We start from the raw sequence: 23213 nt of genomic DNA on the forward strand, positions 1-23213 counted from the left end.
TTAGATGCGTGTTTCTTACGACTGGCTCAAGACCATGATCGATATTCCGGAGGATCCCAAGACCCTTTCGGACGAATATATCCGTACCGGCACCGAGGTCGAGGCGATCGACACCGTGGGCGAGTCCTTCGACCACGTGGTGACCGCCAAGGTACTCACCAAGACCCCGCACCCCGATAGCGACCATATGTATGTGTGCACGGTCGACGTGGGTGACAAGAACCTCGACGCCGACGGCAATCCCGCCCCGCTGCAGATCGTCTGCGGCGCGCAGAACTTCGAGGCCGGCGACCACATCGTCACGGCAATGATCGGCGCCGTGCTTCCCGGTGACGTCAAGATCAAGAAGAGCAAGCTTCGCGGCGTCGTGTCCATGGGCATGAACTGCTCCGCGCGCGAGCTCGGCCTGGGTGGCGACCACTCCGGCATCATGATCCTGCCCGAGGATACGCCCTGCGGCATGCCGTTTGCCGAGTATGTGGGCTCGAGTGATACCGTGCTCGACTGCGAGATCACGCCCAACCGCCCCGACTGCCTGTCCATGATTGGCATGGCCCGCGAAACCGGTGCCATTTTCGATCGCGATTTCCACGTTGAGCTGCCCGCCATCAAGGCGGAGACCGGCCGCGCGACCGACGACGAGCTTTCGGTCGAGATCGCCGACGAGGGCCTGTGCGACCGCTATGTCGCCCGCATTGTGCGCAACGTGAAGGTCGGCCCCTCGCCCGACTGGATGGTCAAGCGCCTTAACGCCCTGGGCGTGCGTCCGCACAACAACATCGTCGACATCACCAACTATGTGATGATGCTCACCGGTCAGCCGCTGCACGCTTTTGACCTGGACACCTTTGCCGAGCGCGAGGGCAGGCGCCGCGTGGTGGTTCGCGCCGCCCAGCAGGACGAGAAGTTCACGACCCTCGACGGCGAGGAGCGCACGCTCGACGCCGGCATGGGCCTTATCACCGACGGCGAGCGTCCCGTGGCGCTGGCCGGCGTTATGGGCGGCATGGATTCCGAGATCGAGGACGACACCGTCGACGTGATGGTCGAGAGCGCCTGCTTCGACGCCGGCCGCACCTCGCACACCAGCCGCGACCTGTCGCTGATCTCCGACGCCTCCATCCGCTTTGAGCGCCAGGTCGATGAGACCGGCTGCGTGGATGTGGCCAATGTTGCCTGCGCGCTCATCGAGGAGATCGCCGGCGGCGAGGTCGCTCCCGGCTACGTAGATGTGTTCCCCGCGCCCAAGACCATCGACAGCATTAAGCTGCGCCTGGCCCGCGTGCACGCCATCTGCGGCGCCGACATCGAGCCCGATTTTATCGAGCGCTCGCTCACCCGCCTGGGCTGCACCGTCGAGCGCGACGGCGAGGACTTTATGGTTACCCCGCCGAGCTTCCGCCCCGACCTGCCGCGCGAGATCGACCTGATCGAGGAGGTCCTGCGCCTGTGGGGCATGGGCCGCGTGACGGCGACCATCCCGGCTGCCAAGAACCACATCGGTGGCCTGACCCGCGAGCAGAAGCTCACCCGCAAGGTCGGCGAGATCCTGCGCGCCTGCGGCCTCAACGAGACCACGACCTTTGGCTTTGCCGCCCCGGGCGACCTGGAGAAGATCGGCATGTCCACCGAGGGCCGCGGCTGCCCCGTGGTACTTATGAACCCGCTGGTGGCCGAGCAGACCGAGATGCGCCGCTCGCTGCTGCCGGGCCTGCTGCAGTCTGTGGCCTATAACGAGGCCCATGGCACGCCCAACGTGCACCTGTACGAGGTCGGCAGCCTGTTCCACGGCCGCGAGAACGCCAGCCTGCCCAAGGAGACCAAGTCCGTGGCGGGCGTGCTCTCGGGCCAGTGGAGCGAGCAGTCCTGGAACATGAAGTACCGCAAGCTGCGCTTCTTCTTTGGCAAGGGCATCGTCGAGGAGCTGCTCGCCCAGCTGCGCATCGAGAAGGTTCGCTTCCGTCCCGTCGAGGGCGAGGGCTATGCCTTCTTGCAGCCGGGCCGTGCCGCCGAGGTTCTGTCTGGCGGCACCGTGCTGGGCTGGGTCGGCGAGATCCACCCCGAGGCGCGCGAGGCCATGGGTATCGACGAGGTCGTCGTTGCCTTTGAGCTCGACCTGGACAAGCTGATCAAGGGCGCCCGCAACCAGGAGAACTACCGCGAGTTCTCGCAGTACCCGGCTGTTGAGCACGATCTTGCTATCGTGGTCGACAACTCCGTGACTTGCGAGGACCTTGAGCGCCGCATTACCAGCGCCGGCGGCAAGCTGCTCGAGGGTGTGCGTCTGTTCGACGTCTACCGCGATCCGGTCCGCGTGGGCGTGGGCAAGAAGTCCATGGCCTTTGCGCTTACGTATCGCTCCGACGACCACACGCTTACCAGCGAAGAGGTCGAAAAAGCGCACCAGAAGATCGTCACCAAGGTGTGCAAGGGCGTAAACGGCGAGGTCCGCGGCTAGGTCCTGCACTGGGGTATGGGTCAGCGGTGGCTGCTGCCGAGCCTTACGTGACTGCTATCCTCGGTATAAGGCACTGCTGAGCCTGCATATATGACACGCGCATTGCATAACGGCGTGCTGCTTTGTCGGCAGTGCGCCGTTTTGCTATGATAGCCCGTGGCGTGTTACGAATCTGACAATACGTAACACTGGCAAGGTGATTTAAGCGGCGTTGTAATTCTGTGCGCCGATAACCGGGAGGCGTACATGCACATTCCAGATAATTATCTGTCCCCGCAGACCGATGCCGTCATGGCAGTGGCGATGGTCCCTGTGTGGGTTCACTGCATCAAAAAGGTGCGCGCCACGCTCGATCGCGAGCACATGGCGTTCCTGGGTATCTGCGCCGCGTTCTCCTTCTTGCTCATGATGTTCAACGTGCCGCTGCCCGGCGGTACCACGGGTCACGCCGTCGGCGGCGCGCTCATCGCGCTGCTGCTGGGCCCGGAGGCCGCGGCCATCGCGGTTTCGGTCGCGCTGGCGCTGCAGGCGCTGCTGTTTGGCGACGGCGGCATCCTGTCCTTTGGCGCCAACTGCCTTAACATGGCCTTCGTGCTGCCGTTTGCCGCCGCTATCGTGTTCCGTGCGCTCAACAGCCGTTTACACGACAAGAGATGGGGCACCGCGGTCTCCGCTGCGGTGAGTGGCTGGGTCGGCCTGTGCCTGGCGGCCCTGTGCACGGCGATCGAGTTTGGTATTCAGCCGATGTTCTTTACCAACGCTTCGGGCGCGCCGCTGTACTGCCCCTTCCCGCTGTCTATTGCAATCCCTGCCATGATGATCCCGCATATGCTGGTTGCCGGCGTGGTCGAGGGTGTGGCGACGGCCGCCATCTACGGTTTCATTAAGAAGACGGCTCCGAGCGCTATCGTCGGGCCCGAGGCCGCCGATGGCCAGCTTGCTGCCGAGGGCGCTGCTGCCAAGAAGACCTCGCTGGTCCCCACGCTCATCCTGGTCGCCGTGCTTGTCGTGGCCACGCCGCTCGGCTTGCTTGCCACGGGTGACGCCTGGGGCGAGTGGGACGCTGAGGGCGCCGCGACCGCCGTTCAGGAGGCTGGTGACGACAGCCTGCAGACTTCGGTCGGTCTCGATACCCCGACCTTTGCCGATGCCCTGCCCACGGGCGATTATCTGCAGGCCTATTCCGAGGAGCAGGGCCTTGGCTTTGCCGGCCAGGCCGCGATGTATATTCTTTCGGGCGTGATTGGCGTGGCGGTGCTCACCATCGCATTCCGTCTGGTCTCGCTAACGGTCAAGGAAAGCGGAGCCCATGGCGACGGTCGAGCTGCCTAGCTGGCTTGAGGCCGAGCAGCGTTATGAGCCCGCGGGGGCTCGGCATCGTGTGATGCAAAAGAATGTCCTGCACCTGGCGAGCCTCCTTGAGCGGGTTCGCCTAGGTGGCGGCGTGCATAAGGGCGGGTCGATTATCGACCGCGCCCTTTCTGCCGTTTCGGCGCCAGTGCGTTTGGTGGGGATGTTCGTCTGCGTCCTGTGCGTATGCCTGACGCAGAGCCCGCTGTACTTGATGCTGATGACAGCGATCGCGTTGGTGCTCGTTGCGGTGCGCCCCGTACACGGGCTACGTGCGACCTTTGTACCGGCGTTGGCTGCCGCGGGGTTTGCCGTGGTTTTGGCGCTGCCTGCCCTGCTGCTGGGTGCTTCTGCCACGGACGCCATGCTCAAGATTGCGCTCAAGACCTTTGTTAATGTGTCATTGGTGCTGGGCGTTTCGTGGACGCTTACCTGGAGTCGCATGTCGGCGGCGCTTAAGATGCTGCACCTGCCCGACGAGGTTATCTTTACGTTTGATATGGCGCTCAAACACATCGAGGTGCTGGGTCGCACGGCGCACGACCTGTGCGAATCGGTCATGCTTCGCAGTGTGGGCCGCGCGCCTGCAGGATTTTCGCGTACCGATTCGATTGCGGGTATCATGGGCATGACCTTTATCAAGGCGATGGAATGCAGCCGCGCGATGGACGAGGCTATGCTTTGCCGCGGTTTTGCCGGCGCATATCCGGCGCCTCCACGGAACGGATTTGGCTGGCGCGACGCGGTCTATGCGGCCGTTGTGGTGCTGCTCGCCGTGTTGTGCGCGGTGCTGTAGCGCGGGCGGTCAAGCCGTCGATGTGAACAGGGAAGGGCGACGTTTTGGCAAACGATACAAATGGTGCGATGGGTGCGAGCGGTGCTGCCGGCGCCAAGGCCACGCCGCTCATCGAGTTTCGTGACGTGGTGTTTTCCTATGCGGGCCATACGGTGGTCGATAACGTGTCGCTGCAGATTAATCGCGGTGAGCTGGTTGCGCTGCTTGGACCCAACGGCTGCGGCAAGACGACGATCATGCGGCTTATCAACGGGCTTGAGCTTGCGGATGCGGGTACGTACCTGTTTGATGGACATGTGGTCGATGCGGCATATCTCAAGGATTCCGCGACAGCCCAGCGGTTCCATCAGCGCGTGGGCTTCGTGTTCCAAAACGCCGATGCACAGCTCTTTTGCGCCACGGTCGGCGAGGAGGTCGCGTTTGGCCCGGCTCAAATGGGGCTTTCGGCGGACGAGCTCGGGCGCCGCGTCCGTGATGCCATGGAGCTGTTTCAGGTTGCCGATCTGGTAGATGCTTCGCCCTATCAGCTTTCGGGTGGGCAAAAGAAGCGTGTGGCGCTGGCTGCCGTCGTGTCGATGAACCCCGATATTCTGGTGCTCGACGAGCCTACCAACGGACTTGACGAGGGCTCTTGCGACATCGTGGTCAACTTTCTACTGGCTTATGTTGCTGCCGGTAAGACGGTCTTGATGAGCACGCATCATCAGGATTTAGTACGACGTCTTGGGGCCCGTGCGATTTATATCGATCGACATCACCACGTGGTCGAGGCTCCCGTGCCGTCATATGGAACCGAAAACGGTGCAGCAGAATAGTTGCCGCATAGTGGGGTTGCGGCCGCGCACGTGACTTGCTGCGAATGGTATAGTTATCCGGATTTTTACGGGGGTAGCTATGCCAAGTTGGAATATTCATATCGCTCAGACGGAACGACTTCTGGCGCGTGCCGGCGCGCTTGCCGATAACGTGCGCGACCGCAATGCCTTTTTGTTTGGCAGCGTGGTTCCGGACATTTTTGTGGGGTACATGGTTCCCGGTATTGCCGACCCCATCCCGTATCGCATCACGCACTTTGCCAAGCCCGAGCCCATTCCTAAGCCACGCGAGCATGAGTTTTGGGACACCTATGTGGCGCCGTTGCTTAAAGGTGCGCCGGCGGGTGCGCCGGCTGCAGCGACCTCGATTGTCGAAGAGCGTGAAAGGCTCAATCGGGTGCACTATCCGCAGCGCTACAAAGACGCCGAGCCGGTTGACGGCCCCGGCGCCGCCGAGTTTTCGCTCGCGCCCGATGACGTGGCGCAGTCGCTGCTCGATTTGACGCTGGGCGTTTGGTCGCATCTGGTGGCCGATACCGTGTGGAACACGCGCGTGAACCAATATCTCGAGGAGCGCGGCGGCAAGCCGTGCGAGGAGTTCCGCATTAAGAAGCAGGGAGACTTTGACTGGTTTGGCAAGACGCTCGGCATCGTTTCTATCCCGCGTGCGACCGATCGCCTCTATACCGCGGCGGCCCAGTTTGGTCAGTATTCGATTCCACAAGAGTATGTGCTCAAGACCATTGGCGTTATGCACGAGATTGTGCGCGAAAACCCCGGCGATCCGGATCATCCGCCGTACCGTCTGCTGACCGAAGAATTCTTTGACGCAACGTTTACCGAGGTCGTCGAGCTAACCGAGGCGGGTTTTGCCGCCCGCGTTGCCGCTTCTGACGTCCCCGCAGTCCCTCTGGTCGCTAGCTGCTAGCCGGCTGACGTAACGGTGAACTGTTCATCCCAATTGACCAACAGTTTCCGTCGAAGGGCGTCTTTGGTGGTGCGCTTGGCATCGGGAAGGTTCGCGACTGAACACAAATCGATGAAGCGGCATATGAAGTAGGTCTTAAAAAGGGTCCGGAAGGCGAAGCCTTCCGGACCCTTTTTAATGCAAATGTGCTTGCAAGTGCGATTTAGCGCACCTGAGCGACGTAGGCGACGTTGGTCGAGGAGACCTTGTCCTCAAGCTGGACGCTCATACGGGGATCGCCGGCGGTAGCGACGGTCAAATCGCCGGTCTCGACGTAGCCGAGCTCCTTAGCGGTCTCGATCGCCTTGACGATCGTGCCGTTGACGGTGCCCTGGGTAATCTCGGCCTTGTGCGGGATAACGCCCCAGTACATAATCATCTGCTGGACGGCCCACTCGTGGCGGGAGAACGCGCAGATCGGCATGTTGGGACGGAAGTGCGAGATCAGGCGAGCGGTACGGCCGGTGGTCGTCGGCACGGTGATGCACTTGGCGCCAACGGTGGTGGCCATGTTCACAGCGGACATACCCACAACGTTGTTGACGACGCGGGTGCCGTGAGCATCGGTCGGAACCTCGAGCGGAGCGTGAGCCGGGAGGTACTTCTCGGTCTCGAGAGCGATGCTGGCCTGCATCTTGACGGCCTCGACCGGGTACTTACCGGCAGCGGACTCGCCGGACAGCATGACGGCGTCGGTACCGTCGTAAATGGCGTTAGCAACGTCGGCAACCTCGGCGCGCGTCGGGCGCGGGTTCTGCTGCATGGAGTCGAGCATCTGCGTAGCGGTGATAACGGGCTTGTAGGCCGCGTTGCACTTGGCGATGATCTCCTTCTGGATGTGCGGAACGAGCTCGGGCTTGATCTCGATGCCCAGGTCGCCACGGGCGACCATGATGCCGTCGGAAGCCTCGAGGATCTCATCGAAGTTCTCGACGCCCAGGGCGCACTCGATCTTCGGGAAGATCGTCACGTGCTCGCCGCCGTTCTCGCGGCAAAGCTCGCGGATGCCGCGGACAGACTCGCCGTCACGGATGAAGGAAGCGGCGATGTAGTCGATGTTCTCAGTCAGGCCAAAGAGGATGTCCTGACGATCGCGCTCGGTGATGGCGGGCAGCGAGATGTTGACGTTGGGCATGTTGACGCCCTTGCGCTCGCCGATCAGGCCGTCGTTCTTGACGACGCAGGTCATGTCCTGGCCGTCGACGGACTCGACCTCGAGAGCAACCAGGCCGTCATCGATCAGGATGAGGGAGCCCTTCTCGACCTCGGAGGGCAGAGCCAGGTAGTCGAGGGAGATGTGCTCAGCGGTGCCGTGGAAATCCTCGGACGTGGGCTGAGCGGTGACGACGATCTTGTCGCCGGTCTTGACGGCAACCTTCTTGCCGTCGACCAGAAGACCGGTGCGGACCTCGGGGCCCTTGGTGTCGAGCAGGATGCCGACGGGCATACCGAGCTCCTTGGAAATACGACGGACGCGCTCGATGCGACCGTGGTGCTCGTCGTAGGAGCCGTGCGAGAAGTTAAAACGGGCGACGTTCATGCCCGCCTTGATCATCTCGCGGATGGTCTCGTCACTATCGCAGGCGGGACCCATGGTGCATACAATCTTAGTGCGCTTGTACATTCAGACCTCCATCTGACATCGTCTTGCGCTGATAGATAAACCATAAGAAATAAAACTGAGTTGATTATAACGAAATACCGACCGAATACCCCAAAAAATCGACCGTATGCCGAATTAGAAGTTCATCTTTTACGGAAAAAACGGTATATGAAAAAACTTTACCAACCGCTCTAACCGCTGCTATCTGGGCGATATTTTAGTTTGGCGACGCGCCTAAGAAAAAACGTTTTATCAGTATTGAGCATCACACGGTCCGCATCGTTGCATACGGACCATATTTCCAAATGGATTGTTTTGGCTAGACGCGTCGCTTTGGGGTACCATAGCTCCACTATCAACTGCCGCTCAGCACGGCAGCCTTGATGAGCCCTTGCCCTTCTCCTGGGAATTATGATCGGGCATCAATCTGCTGAGTGGCCCGAATCCCAGGAGGGGACTCTATATGCAAAAGGAATACCTGTCCGCCGCGGCGGAGGTGCTCAGCGACCAAGGTGTCGATGAGAACCTCGGCCTGAGCAACGACGAGGCGTCGTCGCGCCTCGCCAAGACAGGCCCTAACAAGCTTGAGGAAGCCGAGAAGACGCCGCTGTGGAAGCGTTTCTTTGAGCAGATGGCCGACCCCATGGTCATCATGTTGATCGTTGCCGCCGTTATCAGCGCGCTCACGGGCATGGTTAAGGGCGAGGCGGACTTTGCCGATGTCGCCATCATCATGTTCGTCGTTATCGTCAACTCGGTGCTGGGCGTGGTCCAGGAAGCCAAGAGCGAGGAGGCCCTCGAGGCCCTTCAGGAGATGAGCGCGGCGCAGTCCAAGGTTCTACGCGACGGCAAACTCGTGCACCTGCCGAGCGCCGAGCTCGTACCCGGCGACGTGATCATGCTCGAGGCGGGCGACTCCGTCCCGGCCGACTGCCGCGTGCTCGAGAGCGCCACGATGAAGATCGAAGAGGCCGCGCTCACCGGCGAGTCGGTGCCGGTCGAGAAGCACGCCAACGTGATCGAGCTTGCCGCGGGCACCGATGACGTGCCGCTCGGCGACCGCAAGAACATGTGCTACATGGGCTCCACCGTTGTGTACGGCCGTGGCCGCGCCGTCGTGGTCGGCACCGGCATGGATACCGAGATGGGCAAGATCGCCGGTGCCCTGGCCGAGGCCAAGGAAGAGCTCACGCCGCTGCAGGTGAAGCTCGCCGAGCTCAGCCGTATCCTCACCATTATGGTGATCGTCATCTGCGTCGTGATCTTTGGCGTCGACATCGTCCGCCACGGCGTGGGCAACGTCCTTACCGACCCGACTGCCCTGCTCGACACCTTTATGGTCGCCGTCTCGCTCGCCGTCGCTGCCATCCCCGAGGGCCTGGTCGCCGTCGTGACCATCGTGCTGTCGCTTGGCGTGACCAAGATGGCCAAGCGCCAGGCAATTATCCGCAAGCTCTCTGCCGTCGAGACTCTCGGCTGCACGCAGACCATCTGCTCCGACAAGACCGGTACCCTTACCCAAAACAAGATGACCGTCGTCAAGCACGAGCTTGCTGCGCCTAAGGAGAAGTTCCTGGCAGGTATGGCGCTGTGCTCCGATGCCCAGTGGGACGAGGAACTGGGTGAGGCCGTGGGCGAGCCGACCGAGTGCGCGCTCGTCAACGATGCCGGAAAGGCGGGCCTCACTGGTCTGACTGCCGAGCACCCGCGCGTGGGCGAGGCCCCGTTTGACTCGGGCCGCAAGATGATGTCCGTGGTCGTTGAGACCCTGGACGGCGAGTACGAGCAATACACCAAGGGCGCGCCCGACGTGGTGATCGGCCTGTGCACCCACATCTACGAGGGCGATAAGGTCGTCCCCCTGACCGAGGAGCGTCGTGCCGAGCTCGTGGCCGCCAACAAGGCCATGGCCGACGAGGCCCTGCGCGTGCTGGCGCTGGCAAGCCGCACCTACACCGAGGTCCCGAGCGACTGCAGCCCCGCCGCGCTCGAGCACGACCTGGTCTTCTGCGGCCTGTCCGGCATGATTGACCCGGTCCGCCCCGAGGTCGCCGACGCCATCCGCGAGGCCCACGATGCCGGTATCCGCACCGTCATGATCACGGGCGACCACATCGACACCGCCGTGGCCATCGCCAAGCAACTGGGTATCGTCACCGATCGCAGCCATGCCATCACCGGTGCCGACCTCGATCGCATGAGCGACGAGGAACTCGACGCGCACATCGAGGACTACGGCGTGTACGCCCGCGTCCAGCCCGAGCACAAGACCCGCATCGTCGAGGCTTGGAAGTCGCGCGACCAGATCGTGGCCATGACGGGTGACGGCGTCAACGACGCCCCGTCCATCAAGCGCGCCGACATCGGCGTCGGCATGGGTATCACCGGTACCGACGTTACCAAGAACGTTGCCGACATGGTGCTTGCCGACGACAACTTCGCCACCATCATCGGTGCCTGCGAAGAGGGTCGCCGCATCTACGACAACATCCGCAAGGTCATCCAGTTCCTTCTTTCGGCCAACCTTGCCGAGGTGTTCTCGGTGTTTATCGCCACGCTCATCGGCTTTACCATCTTCCAGCCGGTGCAGCTGCTGTGGGTGAACCTGGTCACCGACTGCTTCCCCGCGCTCGCGCTGGGCATGGAGGATGCCGAGGGCGACATCATGAAGCGCAAGCCGCGCAACGCCAAGGACGGCGTCTTTGCCGGCAATATGGGCCTGGACTGCGTGGTCCAGGGCTTGATCATTTCCGCGCTGGTGCTGGCGAGCTTCTTTGTGGGCGTGTACTTTGACATGGGCTACATCCACATCTCCGATATGATCGCCGGCGTCGCCGACGAGGAAGGCGTGATGATGGCCTTCATCACGCTCAACATGGTCGAGATCTTCCACTGCTTTAACATGCGCAGCCGCCGCACGTCGCTGTTTAAGATGAAGAAGCAGAACAAGTGGCTGTGGGCCTCTGCCGCGCTGGCGCTGGTGCTGACGGTGATCGTAACCGTGCAGCCGACGCTTGCCGAGATGTTCTTTGGCCCCGTGACGCTTGAGCTCAAGGGTGTTATCGCCGCGCTGGGCCTTGCCTTCCTGATCATTCCGCTGATGGAGATCTACAAGGCGATCATGCGCGCAGTCGAGAAAGAGTAGGTCGAAAGGCCATCCTTCCCACCGGCCCGACCGCCTGCGGGGTTTCTTCTTCGCTGGTCCTCGCGCTTCGCGCTGCGGGATCGTTCGGGAGAAAGGGCTTCCGGGGCGGGCCCTGCGGTATCCTTGCTGGCTTTTCTCCCGCGCGGATGATAAAGGGCTGAGGGAAAGTATGTGAGCTGGTCGGGCTTTGCCCGGCCAGCTCTTTTTGATTTAAAATACCTGCTCAGTTGTGATTTGTGGTGCTGGGAGGCGCTTGTGGGTAAAGCTAGGGCTAAGGCGAAGAAAAAGACGACGGGGGCGCGAGCCAAGCGTGATCGTCGTCGGAAGCTTGCGACCGAAGCCCCCGCGTCTGCCGAGGAGCTGCTGGCGAGCGTGCCGGGACTCGATGCGCTGCAGGATGTTCCGGCGTTTGGCGATCTGCCGGTCGCCGCGGCTCAGCAGGCAGCATTTGACGATTTTTGCGCCCAAGCCGAGGAGCCCGAGCAGATGCAACTGGGCGCCGTGGTGCGCTTAGATCGCGGGTTTCCGCTGGTGGTGACGGCCGACGATACCTTTCGTGCCGAGCATGCCGTGGGGTTTGCCAAGTCGCGCGGCGAGGACGAGGTACTGCTGCCGGCTGTGGGCGACCGTGTGGCGGTGCGTCGTGCACCCGGGCACGACATGGGCGTAATCGAATGCGTCCTGCCGCGACGCACGAGTTTTGAGCGTTGGCGTGGCCGCGCCCGCGGCGAGCGTCAGGTGCTTTGTTCCAACGTGGATAGCGTGCTGATCGTGCAGGCACTTGGCGCCGGCGAGGTGCTGCTCGACCGCGTGGCGCGCTCGCTGGTTTTGGCGCTCGACTGCGATGCCGAGCCGGTGGTGGTGCTTACCAAGGCCGACCGCTGCGAGGCCGCGGAACTCGAGCGCGATCTGGATCGCGTGCGCCGTCTGGTGGGCCCGGACGTGCGCGTGATCGTGACGTCCTCTGCCGAAGGCCGTGGTTTGGATGAGGTGCGCGCCTGTGTTCCGGCGGGAACGTGCGCCATGATCCTGGGTGAGTCGGGGGCCGGAAAGTCGACGCTGCTCAATGCGCTGCTGGGCCACGATGCACTGGCTACCGGTGGTGTGCGCGAGCGCGACGACCAAGGCCGCCATACCACGGTCGCGCGAGTGATGGTGGCGCTGCCGGGCGACGCCGGCGTCATTGCCGACGCTCCGGGCCTGCGCAGTTTGCCACTCGTTGGTCACGAGCGGGGCCTAGCGCGTGCCTTCCCCGAGATCGTCGAGGCGTCGCGTGCGTGTCGGTTTGGCGACTGCACGCATACCCACGAACCGGGCTGCGCCGTTCGCGAGGCCGCCGATGCCGGGCAGATCGATGGCCTGCGCCTGGAAACGTTCCAAAACTTGGCGTCATCCATGCGTGTGAGTGCCCAAATGCTCGATCCCGATGTCCATCTGTAATTGAATTTATCTATGACAGCCGTCTTCCAACTGTGCGGGAGGCGGCTTTTTTACTGGCGATGCGCCCTTAAATGAGCGTTTTGCCGACGCGCTGACCAAAACCTTGCCGCGGGCTTGACGGGTTGGTCAGCTCTTGGCTGGTAATTGGTTTGACACTTAAAACCAAGATGGTGATCGCGCTGTTTTGTTGCTTGGCCGCTCGGACAATAGTGGTACGGGCATCCCATCCGCCCAGTGCTGTCTTGAGAGGAGCTGCCGTGAACAAGAGCAAGCGCATCGCCATCAGTCTGGCAGCGGGCGTGCTCGCCGCGGCACTCTGCATGGTTTACGGGTCATCGGTTCGTTCGCGGGCTGAGCAGGCCCAGGCCGAAACCTTGGCCAAATACGGCGGCGATCGCGTCGAAGTTTGCGTTGCCGCACGTGATATCGATGTGGGTGAGACCCTCGACGAGACCAATGTCGTAACCCAAGAGTGGCTCGCGAGCCTGCTGCCGCGCGATGCGGCGACCGAACTGCGCCAGGTACGTGGCGACGTGACGACCTCGCGTATTCCCAAAAATGCCGTGGTCTGCGATGTCTACACCAAAGCCGAGAGCCATACGCTCGAGGTGCCCAAGGGCAAGGTTGCCGTTTCGGTGGCGGTCGATGCCGAGCATTCGGTGGGCGGAGCCGCAGGCGTGGGCAGCTACGTGGATGTGTACGTGCAAAAAGACGGCGTGACCGACCGGCTGTGCGGCGCGTATGTGATCGATACCAGCGACGAGGCCGGTGCCACGCGCGAAGGCAAGGTCGAGTGGGTGACGCTGGCGGCCGACCCCAAAGACGTCAAGGAATTGCTGGGAGCCTCGGGCAAGGGAACGGTCAGCTTGACGATTCCCGCCACGGCACGCGGCAAAAAGAGCGGAGGCGACGAGTGATGAAAGCGATCTGGCTTGCGTGCTGCGCGTGTGGCGATTACGGACTGCTGCAGCTGGAAGTCGAGGGCCGCGATGCGGGCGCGCAGGTGCTTCGCGTGGGCGACCTAGACGGGTTGGTGTCTATGGCTCGGGCGTTTCCTTCGCGCCGTGGCGCTGCCATTATCGCGGCATCCCTGTTTGATACTAAAGATGTGCGAGAGACCGTCGCGCGCCTGACTGCCGAAGGACGCGTGAGCCGCGTCGTCGTGTTGATAGAGGCGCTCGATCCGTCGGATATCGAGGGGCTGTTTCGCGCGGGGGCGACCGAGGTCATCGCTGCGCACAGCATATGCGGCAGCGGACATGTGGGCGAGGGAGCGGTTGATTCCGATTGGCGCGTGTCGCCTGAGCCCGATGTTTTTGTTGATAGGGAACCCGGGGCGCCTCGCGCTACAAGAGGCCCGCGTGTTGATGACTATGGGAAAGCGGAAGCCGAGCATGTTCGGCGCCCCCCGGGCCCCCTTGCATGTGATGACGCCGGAGCGTCGGTGCCGTATGGTGAAGACCTCCTGGCCGTAGATATGGGATACGTGCACGGCGTGAGCCTGGCCGATGGACTCGATGAGGTCGAGGGCCTTGTCGCGGGTGATGGTCCGCACGTCGACGTGACAGCGGAATCCCCAGTTCCGCCCCTACCGTTTGAGCAGCCTGCCGTGCCGGCGTGGACGCAGCACTTGGGTGCGGCTGGCGAGACGGGGACGTTGCCGCCCACGTCGTCAGCCCCTGCACCGCTGGCAGACACTGCGTCGACGTCGCATCGAGCTCCGGTCATCTGCGCCGTCTCGGGATCGGGCGGATGTGGCAAATCGACGATTGTCGCCACGATGGCGCATGCCGCTTCGTTGCTGGGTCTGCGAGCTGCCGTACTCGATTTGGACCTAATGTTTGGAAATCTCTATGACTTGCTGGGCGCCGATGCCCCGCATGACATGGCGACACTTATCGAGCCGTCGGTCGCGGGCGCACTTGCGGAGCAAGACGTGGTCGCTGCATCGATGCGCGTTGCCCCAGGCGTTACGCTTTGGGGGCCTGTCGCAGCGCCCGAGCGCGCCGAGCTCATGGCGCGTCCGGTAGAGCTGCTGCTCGATATCTTGCGTCGTGAGTCCGACGTGGTCCTTATCGATACCTCGGTCTTTTGGGGCGATGCCGTGGCGGCTGCGGTGGCGGCGTGCGACCGTTGCCTTGTCGTGGGTGATGCGGCAGTTTCTTCCGCGACGTCTGCAGCGCGCGTCATTGAGCTGGCGAGCCGTGTGGGCGTGCCGCGCACGCGCATGAGCGCCGTATTCAACCGATTTGGCGCGCGTGGGGCGGACGAGGATGTCGCCATGCGCTTTGAGATTGCCTGTGCGTTGAGCTCCAAGATTCGTATCGCCGATGGCGGGCAGGATCTCGCCGCGCTCATGGCGTTTGGGCGCGCTGACGAGGCAGTGGGGCAGACCAGCGCTTTTGCGACCAGCGTACGCGAGGCCACGCGTGAGATGCTCGTGGAACTGGGGTGCGCCGTAGGGCCTTGGAGCGATATGGTCGCCGACCGTGCAACGCGCACCGAACGCCCGCGCATCCGCCTTCCCTGGTCGCGTGAGGGTGATTGCCGATGAGCCTGCAAACGAGAATCAAAGCAGCCGGTGCGGCAGCGGCGACGGCACCTGTCGATGTGGGATGGCGCCGTGCGGTCAAGCGCCGCACCAAGCGGGCCGTGATGGACCGCGTGGGCTACGACGAGGTGGCACGCATCAGTGCCTACATCGATCCGGTTCTTGCCCGCTCGGAATTGCGTCCTGCGGTGGAGGCGGCACTCAACGTGGAAGAACCGACCGACCTGGCGACGCCCGAGCGTGAGACCATCATCAACGAGATCTTGGATGACGTGGTGGGCTTGGGCCCGCTGCAGCCGCTCATCGAGGACGACACCGTCACCGAGATTATGGTCAACGGTTGCCGCTCGGCTTTCTTTGAGCGCGGCGGAGTCTTATACCCCATCGAGCATGCGTTTGAGGATGACGAGCAGATTCGCGTGCTCATCGACCGCATCATCTCACCGCTGGGCAGGCGTATCGACGAGCGCAGTCCCATCGTCAACGCCCGCCTCAAGACGGGTTATCGCGTCAACGCGGTGATTCCGCCCGTGGCGATCGATGGGCCGATCCTCACTATCCGCAAGTTCTCGGATCGCATCTGTTCGTTGGACGAGCTTGTGGGCCTGGGGTCGCTGCCGCTTTGGTATGCGCAACTGCTTTCGTGTGCGGTGTCGCTGCGCCAAGATTTGGCGGTTGCGGGCGGTACGGGGTCGGGCAAGACTACGCTGCTCAACGCGCTATCGTGCGAGATATCTACCGGCGAGCGCATCGTGACGATCGAGGATTCCGCCGAGCTCAAGTTCGCGCATCACCCGCATGTGGTTCGCCTGGAGGCGCGCGAGGCTTCAATTGAGGGTGAGGGTGCGGTGACAATCCGCGACCTGGTGACCAACGCCCTGCGTATGCGTCCCGACCGTATTGTGGTGGGTGAGGTACGCGGTGCGGAATGTTGCGACATGCTGCAGGCCATGAACACCGGGCACGATGGGTCGCTCACCACGCTTCATGCGGGCACCGAGCAAGAGACCGTGGTGCGTTTGACGCTGCTTGCGCGCTATGGCATCGATCTGCCGAGCGAGCTTATCGAGGAACAAATCGCTATGGCGCTTGACGGCATCGTGATGTCCGAGCGCCATGCGGACGGCCGGCGTTTTGTGTCCTCCTATTCGGGGGTGCGACGCGGCGCGTCGGGTGGCGTGGAACTCGAGCGCTACGTGACCTTCGATGCCGCCGAGCGTACCTGGACCCTCAACCGCGAGCCGCCGTTTATCGCAGAGGGCTTGCGCTCGGGAACGCTTACACAGGAGGAGGTGGACGAATGGAGGTCGTTGTGCCCCTCGTCGTAGGGGGCCTTGCCGGGTTTTCGGTCGCGACGGTATGCGGAGTGGAGCCTCATGTGCCGAGGGTGCCGCCGGCGGAGCTGGTGCGCCAGACGCTCGAGACGGCGGCCGAGAAGCTGCCACGCGAGCTGGTGAAAAATGATCTGCTGAAAAAGATCGCCCGCTCCTGGGTATCGTTGGTTCCCGTGCGCCGCATCGGTCTTGTCGTTGAGGATGATGCTTCACGCTTAGCGTTCCTGTTGCTATCGAGTGGCGTCTGCTGCCTTGCACTTGCCGTGGTGTCGCTATCGCCCATCGGCTTTGTTTTGGGGGCGGTTGCGCCCTTTGCCGCGGGCGCCGCACGCGACATCTTTGACCACCGACGCGAGCAGCGCGATGTGGAGGAAGCTATGCCCGAGGCCTTTACGGCACTCTCCATGTCGCTTGCCTCGGGACATTCGCTGGCCCAGGGCATGCGGTTTGTGGGCGCTCACGCGCAAGAGCCGGTGCATACCGAGTTTCTGCGGGTGGCGGCGGCGATCGACTGTGGCATTTCGGCTGCCGATGCGCTCGACGACCTGCTTGTCCGCATCGACGCCCCCGGACTTTCGCTTGTCACGTTGGCGCTCAAGGTGTCGCAGCGGACCGGTGCCCCGCTTGCCAATCTGCTGTCCGAGGCGTCGAGCATGGTGGGGGAGCGTATCGAGCTCAAGCGCCGCCTGGATGTCAAAACGTCGCAGGCGCGCATGTCGGCGCATATGGTCGCGGCGATGCCGGCGGGTATGTGCGCGGTGCTGGCCCTGCTTTCGGCAGATTTTCGCTACGGTCTCGCAACGCCGGTAGGCGCCGGCGCCGTGGTTCTGGGGCTTGCCCTTAACGGCGTCGCCCTGGTGGTTATCCGGCGCATTATGCGGGTGGAGCTGTGAGCGCCCTGGTTGCCGCCGCGGCTTGCCTGTGCGCCTTCGGCGTATTTGTCGCGACGGGCCTGGAGCGCTCGGATGTGCGCAAGACCATGGAGATTTTCAGGGGCGAGGCGGTGCTGGTCGTTGCTGCGGCCCATTCGGTGATCGATGCCGCTATTGCGCGGGTGAGGGGCGCATTTGGCGTGGACAACTCAGCGCAGGTTTCGCTCGGTGAGGTGTCCGAGATGATTGATGTGGTGCGCCTGGGGCTTTCCGCCGGCCTTTCGTTCGATGCGGCGCTCGAGATCTTTTGCGCCAATCGTCGATCGGCGCTGACTGTTCGGCTTGAACGGGCATGCATGGCGTGGCAGGTGGGCGTGGGAGCGCGCGAGGACGAGTTGTTGGCGGCCGCGCAGGACCTGGACGTGCGGGCGCTCGAGACCTTTGCCATTACGGTGGGTCAAGCGCTCGCCCTGGGTGCCCCGCTTGCCGAGACCCTTGCTGTCCAAAGTCGCGAGATCCGCGCCGCCCATCGTGCCGCGGTCGAGCGCGAGATTGAACGAGCGCCCGTCAAGCTGCTGATTCCCACCGGCACGCTCATCTTGCCGGCACTGCTGTTATCCATATTGGGCCCGCTGCTGGGAGCAGGCGGGATGATGTAGGGAGGAATACATGAACAAAATGGCTGACGTTATGGGTAGGGTTTGGAGCCGGACGCTTTACCGTGCAATGCGTTCCTGTCAACGTGCCAAGGCGCTGGTGCAGGAGGAAAGCGCGCAGGGTACCACCGAGTACGCCATCTTGGTCGGCGTGCTCGTGGTAATCGCGATCATTGCCATCGTTGCATTTAAGGGCAACGTCGAAAAGCTATGGAACGCGATCAAAGACGGCATCAACAGCCTGTAGAAGGCGGGCATTCTGTTGGCGTGCTGCTGGTGCTCGCTTGCCTGATTGTGGCGATAGCGGCGACGCTCTGGGGGCTGAATGCCGTGCGGCAGCAGCGTTCTGGGGCCGTCGCGGATGGGAGCTCGGGCGCGGTGGCGCCTCCCGATGACAAAGCGCGGGACACGGCCGACAGGGATGCCGCCGTCACGGCACAAACTTTTCTGCGCGCCCTCGACGAACGGGCGGATGCTGCGGCGGGTCCATCTGCGGACAACGCAGTCGCAGCCCGGCTGACATGGGCCGAGGAGCGACCGATGACCGAGGCTGCCGCGGACCTGTTGCGTGTCTATCGCGAGGTGCCCACAGCCCAGCTCGCTCTAAGCGGTTACCTCGACATCAAGGGCAACGTATGGGGCGCCATCGTGCGCGATGGGCGCGGCTGGGTCGACATGGTGACGGTTGCCGCGGATGCCGGCGACGCCTCGTGCCGCTTACGCGCGGTGCGCTTGGTTCCGCAAGCATCGGGGTCAAAGGAGGGATCGTGAAATGCTTGACGTCTTGCGCGAGGAGTCTGCCCAATCGACCGTTGAGTACGCCATCGTCACCATGGCGCTGCTTTCCATCGTGCTGGCGATTGCGGGGCTTTGGCGCGCCGGCACCGACGGACGCTTGGCGGCGTTGGCTGCACGGGCGGCGTCCCATGGCGTCGCCTCGACATCGGTTATCGACGCCGCCGCAGGCGCCAAAGACATCGCGCTCTATTGATATCGCGCGCGAGGATTGGGCGCAGTCCACGGTCGAGGCCGCTTTTTTGCTGCCGACGTTTTTGACGCTCATCCTGCTTGCGCTGCAGCCGGTGTGCCTGCTCTATACGCGTGCGGTCATGGAGTCTGCCGCCGCCGAGACGGCGCGGCTCATGACCACGACGACGGCGGAGGACGACGACCTCAAGGAGTTTGCCCGCCGCCGTCTCGCCGCGGTGCCCGATGTCTCGATCTTTCACGCCGGCGGACCGCTGTCGTGGGATATCGAGCTTGGCCGGGCGGGCGCAGGGGGCGTTTCGTCTGTATCTATCGCGGGTGATGTAAAGCCGCTGCCCGTGATCGGCGCGTTCGCGCAGGCCATGGGCAATGTGGGGAGAGGAGGAAATGTTGAGTTGAAAGTCGACGTTTCGTATCGATCGCGTCCCGGATGGCTGGAGGGAGACTATGATTCGTGGATTGCCGCGTGGGATTAGGCGTCGCCTGCTGCGAATGATGCGAGGGCTCGTGTGTCGTTGCCGGTCGAATGCCCGCCGCAAGCGGGGCGGCTTCATGGGCCGCTCCGGTATCGACTTGTTTATCGAGGACGGTGCCTACACTACGCTTTCTTCGGCGGTCGTCATACTTGTGGTGCTTACGCTGCTGTTTTCGTCGACGGCGGCGATATGGAGTATGTCGCGTGCCGGGGATACCCAGGTGGCGGCCGATAGCGGTGCTCTGGCGGGTGCCAACGTGATATCGTCCTACCATACAGCGGCCACGGTGGTGGATGCGAGCATTTTGAGCTTGGGCCTGGCGGGGTTTGCCACAATCGGCACCGGCTTGGTTGCCATGCTGGTGCCGGGTGGGAAAATAGCCGCAAGCGATATGGTCGATACCGGGATTGAGATTATTAAAACGCGCAATAGGTTTGCCAAAAGTGCGTCGGAGGGTTTGCAAAAAGTCGAAACGGCTCTGCCATATCTGGTTGCCGCGCGAGCTACGCAGGCTGTTTCGGCGCAGGATACCGATAACGTGACCTATACCGGCACAGCGCTCGCCGTGCCCAAGACATCCGAGTCGGACTTCGCTGCGCTCAAAGGGTCAGAGATCTCGACCGATGCCGTCGAGAGCGCCTCAAAAGACCTTGACTATGCTGCCAAGGAACTGAAGAAAGCGTCCGAGAAAACGTCAAAGGCCAAGGAACGCGCCTGGCTTGCCGACTGCGGCGGATCGGACAGAGGCGCAGTCGGAAGCTGTTCGTGCATGTGGGAACGCGCGAGGAGCTTGGCGAAGCTTTCGGATATTGAGAATCCGCACTATGCCTCGAGTGTCACATGGGAGCCGCAAGTGGCGCTCGATCGCGCGAAGGCCTATTACCGCTCGCGCCTTGCAAACGAGGCACCTCAGGGCTCAAGCGTCGAGACGAAGGCGGAGTCGGCGGCGCGCAAGGCGTTTTACACCTATGCGAGTACAGAGGTCAATCGTGCATATGTAACCGAGGACGGAGATGAAGTCACTTCCCATATCCCGCTGTTGCCGCGCAACTCTGAAGAGGTGCGAGCGACGGAACTCTATACCGATGCGGCGTGGCCAATTAGTACCATCGATGACAAGACGTATCTGCATTACGGAACGAGTTGCCCCAACTATAAGAAGGGGTCGCCAGGCGGGTTAGCCTCGGTTGCTGATTATGACGGGCAGGACAGATGCAACAGATGCCATTTTGGCGTTTCGTCGCTCGGTGCCGTTGCAGCGCCTTCGACTTCTATCGAAAACGGCTTCGAATACCACTTTGACAAGTTCAAAGACGCCCTGGAAGACTACGTCGACTGCCGCAACAAAGAACTCGAACTTGAGCGTCAGACCGAGGACGAGGCCGATCGCGCGGGTAATGCGTTTGACCAGGCCATTAAAGCGCTTTCGGGCGAGCGTCCGCGTATCGCTCCGCCCGGTCGCAACGGCGTGGTTGCCTTTGCAGTCTCGGGCGATATGACCAGTCCCGGTAAGCTCAACTCTTCATTCAATAAGCCGGTTACGCTCGGCAGTCGCGGTGCAATCTCTGCCGCGGTTTTGGCTCCCGATAACGCGACGGCGCAAAACAACGTGCTCTCGCGGTTTTTCTCGACACTGGAAGAGCGCTCGGGCGGCGTTGCCGGCGTACTCGATGGCGTCATGGATGTTTGGGGACGCCTGCTTGTGGGATACGGAGACGTCCAAGGTTCGGCCGACGAACTTATGGACGAGATGATTAAAGACCTAGGAGGGGGCAGCGGCGCGTTGGGCTCCATTGCATCGTGGCTCGGCGATACCGTTTCGGCGTCCGTGGCGGCGCTGGGTTTGGAACCGTGCGACTTGCGCCTGCGAAAGCCGGTGCTGACCGATTCCGCTAACGTCATTAAGAGTCCGGGGTCTGACATTGCCGGTCTCTCTCAAGCGCAAGACAAACTGCGAAGTATTCCGTTGGGCGTGACCGATCCCAAGGCGCTTTGCGAGGCGTTGGAATATCAAGTCGAACGCACCATTAGCGGTACGGTGTTCATACTTGCGGAGATTCCTCTGCCCGGCGGTGGTTCCATCCCGCTTACCGTCGATGTCGCTACGCTGGCGGGCGCCTTGGGCGGTGGATCGTAATGGGCGTTGGTGCAGTCTTGTACGAGGAGCGCGCCCAGGCGACGGTCGAGATGGCCGTGGTCGCTCCCGTTTTGCTGGCGCTTGCGCTCATTGTGTACAACGTCATGGTCTTTGCTGGCGCCGTTGCGCGCTTCGATCGCGTGGTGCCCGATATCGTGCTGGCGCACGCTGTGGCGCCGGAAGGGGAGGGCGACAAGAGCTCTGTCGATGCCTCGGTGCGTGTCCAGTCCGAGATTCAGGCGGCTATGCAGGGCTATAATCTGCAGGTCGAGGTCTCGAGCGAGCAGAGTTCGGCGTCGTCTGACGACGGCTTGCTCTCTCTGTCCGGGACGTTTAGGACCTATGCCTGCGTCATGTACTATGAGCCGTGGCCTAGATTGCTCAGCATTGCCGGCGTTTCTCTGGGGACGCCGGCGAAGCTGTCGCACGAGCGCGCGGTTACGGTCGATCCGTGGCGACCGGGGGTGGTCATGTGAGCGCCGTCTTGTCTTATATCGCCTACGTGCGTGCGCTCAATAGGCTCGGTTGGTCGCCGGCAGAGTTTATGGTGGCAGAATCTTTTGGCGCACGCTTGCGCGGCATGCTGGGCCTCGTGCCGATTACGGCTGACGGACTGCCGCTCGTCATGGCGTTTCCGTCCTGCTCTTCGGTCCACACCTGTTTTATGGCTTATCCCATCGACATTGCCTTTATTGATTGCAGCGGCAATATCCTTGCACGCTACGAAAATGTCCGCCCCTGGCGCATGTGCTCCTGTCCCGGTGCTTGGGCGGTGCTGGAACGCCCTTCAGTCTTTGTATCGCCCACTGTCTTGCAACGAGTGCAGGCTTGAAGGCCCTGAGCGAAAAACTTCTTGCGGCCGGTTGATGTCTCTGACGTGCTGCTTTACAGAACCGAGGCGGTGTCCAAAAACTTTTTTCAAATTCTCGGTTGACCGGAGCGCGTCCTTGGTTATACTAATCAAGCCTTGAAACAAGGCACACCTCAAATGGCTGGGTAGCTCAGTTGGTAGAGCAGAGGACTGAAAATCCTCGTGTCAGGGGTTCGATTCCCTTCCCCGCCACCTTGAATTGACTAGGACCTCTGCAAAGGGGTCCTTTTCTTTTATGTAGCCCCCGCACGGAATCGAACCCCGAGAGGGCGCGGAGCTGAGGAAACGCGATAGCGTTTGCCAGCGTAGCTCGCAAGGCGCGCAAGCGCCGCAGCGGTCCGTCCGCGCAGCGCGCGGACGCGATTCCCTTCCCCGCCACCTTGAATTGACTAGGACCTCTGCGAAGGGGTCCTTTTCTTTTATGTAGCCCCCGCACGGAATCGAACCCCGTGAGGGCGCGGAGCTGAGGAAACGCGATAGCGTTTGCCAGCGTAGCTCGCAAGGCGCGCAAGCGCCGCAGCGGTCCGTCCGCGAAGCGCGCGGACGCGATTCCCTTCCCCGCCACCTTGAATTGACTAGGACCTCTGCAAAGGGGTCCTTTTCTTTTATGTGGACCCGCGGAAAACGCATCCCAGAATTTCAATGGGACTGCGGACGATTTCTTGGACCGTTACGCGGCCCTTCCCAGCGCGGCGCGGAACTCGGCCGGCGTGCGGCCGCCGAGCGCATCGCTGCGCCTCTCCGTATTGTATCGG

Annotated in this window: 20 protein-coding genes and 1 tRNA gene; 20 read left to right on the plus strand and 1 reads right to left on the minus strand. The window is 62.4% G+C overall.

What is annotated here, in order from left to right:
• Positions 1 to 4 precede the first annotated feature (4 nt).
• The 5 genes from pheT to ACTQWD_RS06790 all read left to right on the plus strand — a co-directional run bounded on the left by pheT (position 5) and on the right by ACTQWD_RS06790 (position 6347).
• Positions 5 to 2458 carry a phenylalanine--tRNA ligase subunit beta gene (gene pheT / locus ACTQWD_RS06770; protein ID WP_441547242.1) on the plus strand — a complete coding sequence of 818 codons (2454 nt, stop codon included), beginning with the start codon at positions 5 to 7 and terminating at the stop codon, positions 2456 to 2458.
• 246 nt (positions 2459 to 2704) lie between these two features.
• Positions 2705 to 3790: a cobalt transporter CbiM gene (cbiM, locus tag ACTQWD_RS06775; protein ID WP_441559594.1), complete on the plus strand. Its 1086-nt coding sequence runs from the start codon at positions 2705 to 2707 to the stop codon at positions 3788 to 3790.
• Positions 3768 to 4604 (plus strand): energy-coupling factor transporter transmembrane component T, encoded by an 837-nt coding sequence (locus ACTQWD_RS06780; protein WP_441559595.1) that lies wholly within the window; start codon positions 3768 to 3770, stop codon positions 4602 to 4604. The genes cbiM and ACTQWD_RS06780 overlap by 23 nt, the downstream gene beginning before the upstream one ends.
• A gap of 44 nt (positions 4605 to 4648) precedes the next feature.
• Entirely contained in the window at positions 4649 to 5419 is a 771-nt protein-coding gene (locus ACTQWD_RS06785; protein ID WP_441559596.1) for an energy-coupling factor ABC transporter ATP-binding protein, read from the plus strand.
• 79 nt (positions 5420 to 5498) lie between these two features.
• Entirely contained in the window at positions 5499 to 6347 is an 849-nt protein-coding gene (locus tag ACTQWD_RS06790) for a hypothetical protein (protein WP_441559597.1), read from the plus strand.
• Between the two features lie 202 nt (positions 6348 to 6549).
• Here the strand turns inward: ACTQWD_RS06790 and pyk are convergent, their stop codons facing one another.
• Complete coding sequence (pyk, locus tag ACTQWD_RS06795) at positions 6550 to 8010, minus strand: pyruvate kinase (RefSeq protein ID WP_427793920.1); 1461 nt, start codon at positions 8008 to 8010, stop codon at positions 6550 to 6552.
• A gap of 442 nt (positions 8011 to 8452) precedes the next feature.
• Between pyk and ACTQWD_RS06800 the strand changes: the two genes are divergently transcribed.
• The 15 genes from ACTQWD_RS06800 (at position 8453) to ACTQWD_RS06870 (ending at position 22650) form a co-directional block, all read left to right on the plus strand.
• The gene (locus tag ACTQWD_RS06800; protein ID WP_441559598.1) at positions 8453 to 11134 is read left to right on the plus strand and encodes a cation-translocating P-type ATPase; all 2682 of its coding nucleotides are present in this window, start codon (positions 8453 to 8455) and stop codon (positions 11132 to 11134) included.
• A 486-nt stretch (positions 11135 to 11620) separates the two neighbouring features.
• Positions 11621 to 12574, plus strand: a complete 954-nt coding sequence (rsgA, locus tag ACTQWD_RS06805) for a ribosome small subunit-dependent GTPase A (RefSeq protein WP_427748315.1) — start codon at positions 11621 to 11623, stop codon at positions 12572 to 12574.
• A 257-nt stretch (positions 12575 to 12831) separates the two neighbouring features.
• On the plus strand, positions 12832 to 13491 hold the full coding sequence (gene cpaB, locus ACTQWD_RS06810; protein ID WP_427719097.1) for a Flp pilus assembly protein CpaB: 660 nt from the start codon (positions 12832 to 12834) through the stop codon (positions 13489 to 13491).
• Entirely contained in the window at positions 13491 to 15128 is a 1638-nt protein-coding gene (locus ACTQWD_RS06815) for an AAA family ATPase (protein ID WP_441559603.1), read from the plus strand. The genes cpaB and ACTQWD_RS06815 overlap by 1 nt, the downstream gene beginning before the upstream one ends.
• Entirely contained in the window at positions 15125 to 16453 is a 1329-nt protein-coding gene (locus ACTQWD_RS06820) for a CpaF family protein (protein ID WP_427795920.1), read from the plus strand. Before ACTQWD_RS06815 ends, ACTQWD_RS06820 begins: the two co-directional genes overlap by 4 nt.
• Positions 16426 to 17352 (plus strand): type II secretion system F family protein, encoded by a 927-nt coding sequence (locus tag ACTQWD_RS06825; protein WP_441559599.1) that lies wholly within the window; start codon positions 16426 to 16428, stop codon positions 17350 to 17352. Before ACTQWD_RS06820 ends, ACTQWD_RS06825 begins: the two co-directional genes overlap by 28 nt.
• A complete protein-coding gene (locus tag ACTQWD_RS06830) occupies positions 17349 to 17990 on the plus strand; it encodes a type II secretion system F family protein (RefSeq protein ID WP_441559600.1) in 642 nt (213 codons plus the stop codon). Before ACTQWD_RS06825 ends, ACTQWD_RS06830 begins: the two co-directional genes overlap by 4 nt.
• 10 nt (positions 17991 to 18000) lie before the next feature.
• Positions 18001 to 18234: a hypothetical protein gene (locus ACTQWD_RS06835; protein WP_427719148.1), complete on the plus strand. Its 234-nt coding sequence runs from the start codon at positions 18001 to 18003 to the stop codon at positions 18232 to 18234.
• Positions 18235 to 18365: 131 nt separating this feature from the next.
• Positions 18366 to 18758, plus strand: coding sequence for a hypothetical protein (locus ACTQWD_RS06840; protein ID WP_441559601.1), 393 nt, complete (start codon positions 18366 to 18368; stop codon positions 18756 to 18758).
• A 1-nt stretch (position 18759) separates the two neighbouring features.
• Positions 18760 to 18978 carry a hypothetical protein gene (locus ACTQWD_RS06845; RefSeq protein WP_154517649.1) on the plus strand — a complete coding sequence of 73 codons (219 nt, stop codon included), beginning with the start codon at positions 18760 to 18762 and terminating at the stop codon, positions 18976 to 18978.
• Positions 18914 to 19450, plus strand: a complete 537-nt coding sequence (locus tag ACTQWD_RS06850; RefSeq protein ID WP_441054325.1) for a TadE/TadG family type IV pilus assembly protein — start codon at positions 18914 to 18916, stop codon at positions 19448 to 19450. The genes ACTQWD_RS06845 and ACTQWD_RS06850 overlap by 65 nt, the downstream gene beginning before the upstream one ends.
• 76 nt (positions 19451 to 19526) lie before the next feature.
• Positions 19527 to 21587, plus strand: a complete 2061-nt coding sequence (locus ACTQWD_RS06855) for a hypothetical protein (protein ID WP_441054323.1) — start codon at positions 19527 to 19529, stop codon at positions 21585 to 21587.
• On the plus strand, positions 21587 to 22063 hold the full coding sequence (locus tag ACTQWD_RS06860) for a hypothetical protein (protein ID WP_441054321.1): 477 nt from the start codon (positions 21587 to 21589) through the stop codon (positions 22061 to 22063). The genes ACTQWD_RS06855 and ACTQWD_RS06860 overlap by 1 nt, the downstream gene beginning before the upstream one ends.
• The gene (locus ACTQWD_RS06865) at positions 22060 to 22419 is read left to right on the plus strand and encodes a DUF192 domain-containing protein (RefSeq protein WP_441559602.1); all 360 of its coding nucleotides are present in this window, start codon (positions 22060 to 22062) and stop codon (positions 22417 to 22419) included. Before ACTQWD_RS06860 ends, ACTQWD_RS06865 begins: the two co-directional genes overlap by 4 nt.
• Before the next feature lie 158 nt (positions 22420 to 22577).
• Positions 22578 to 22650, plus strand: a tRNA-Phe gene (locus tag ACTQWD_RS06870).
• The last annotated feature ends 563 nt before the right edge of the window (positions 22651 to 23213 follow it).

Source organism: Collinsella sp. LCP19S3_B6 (genome assembly GCF_052121815.1).
Classification (GTDB): Bacteria; Actinomycetota; Coriobacteriia; order Coriobacteriales; family Coriobacteriaceae; genus Collinsella.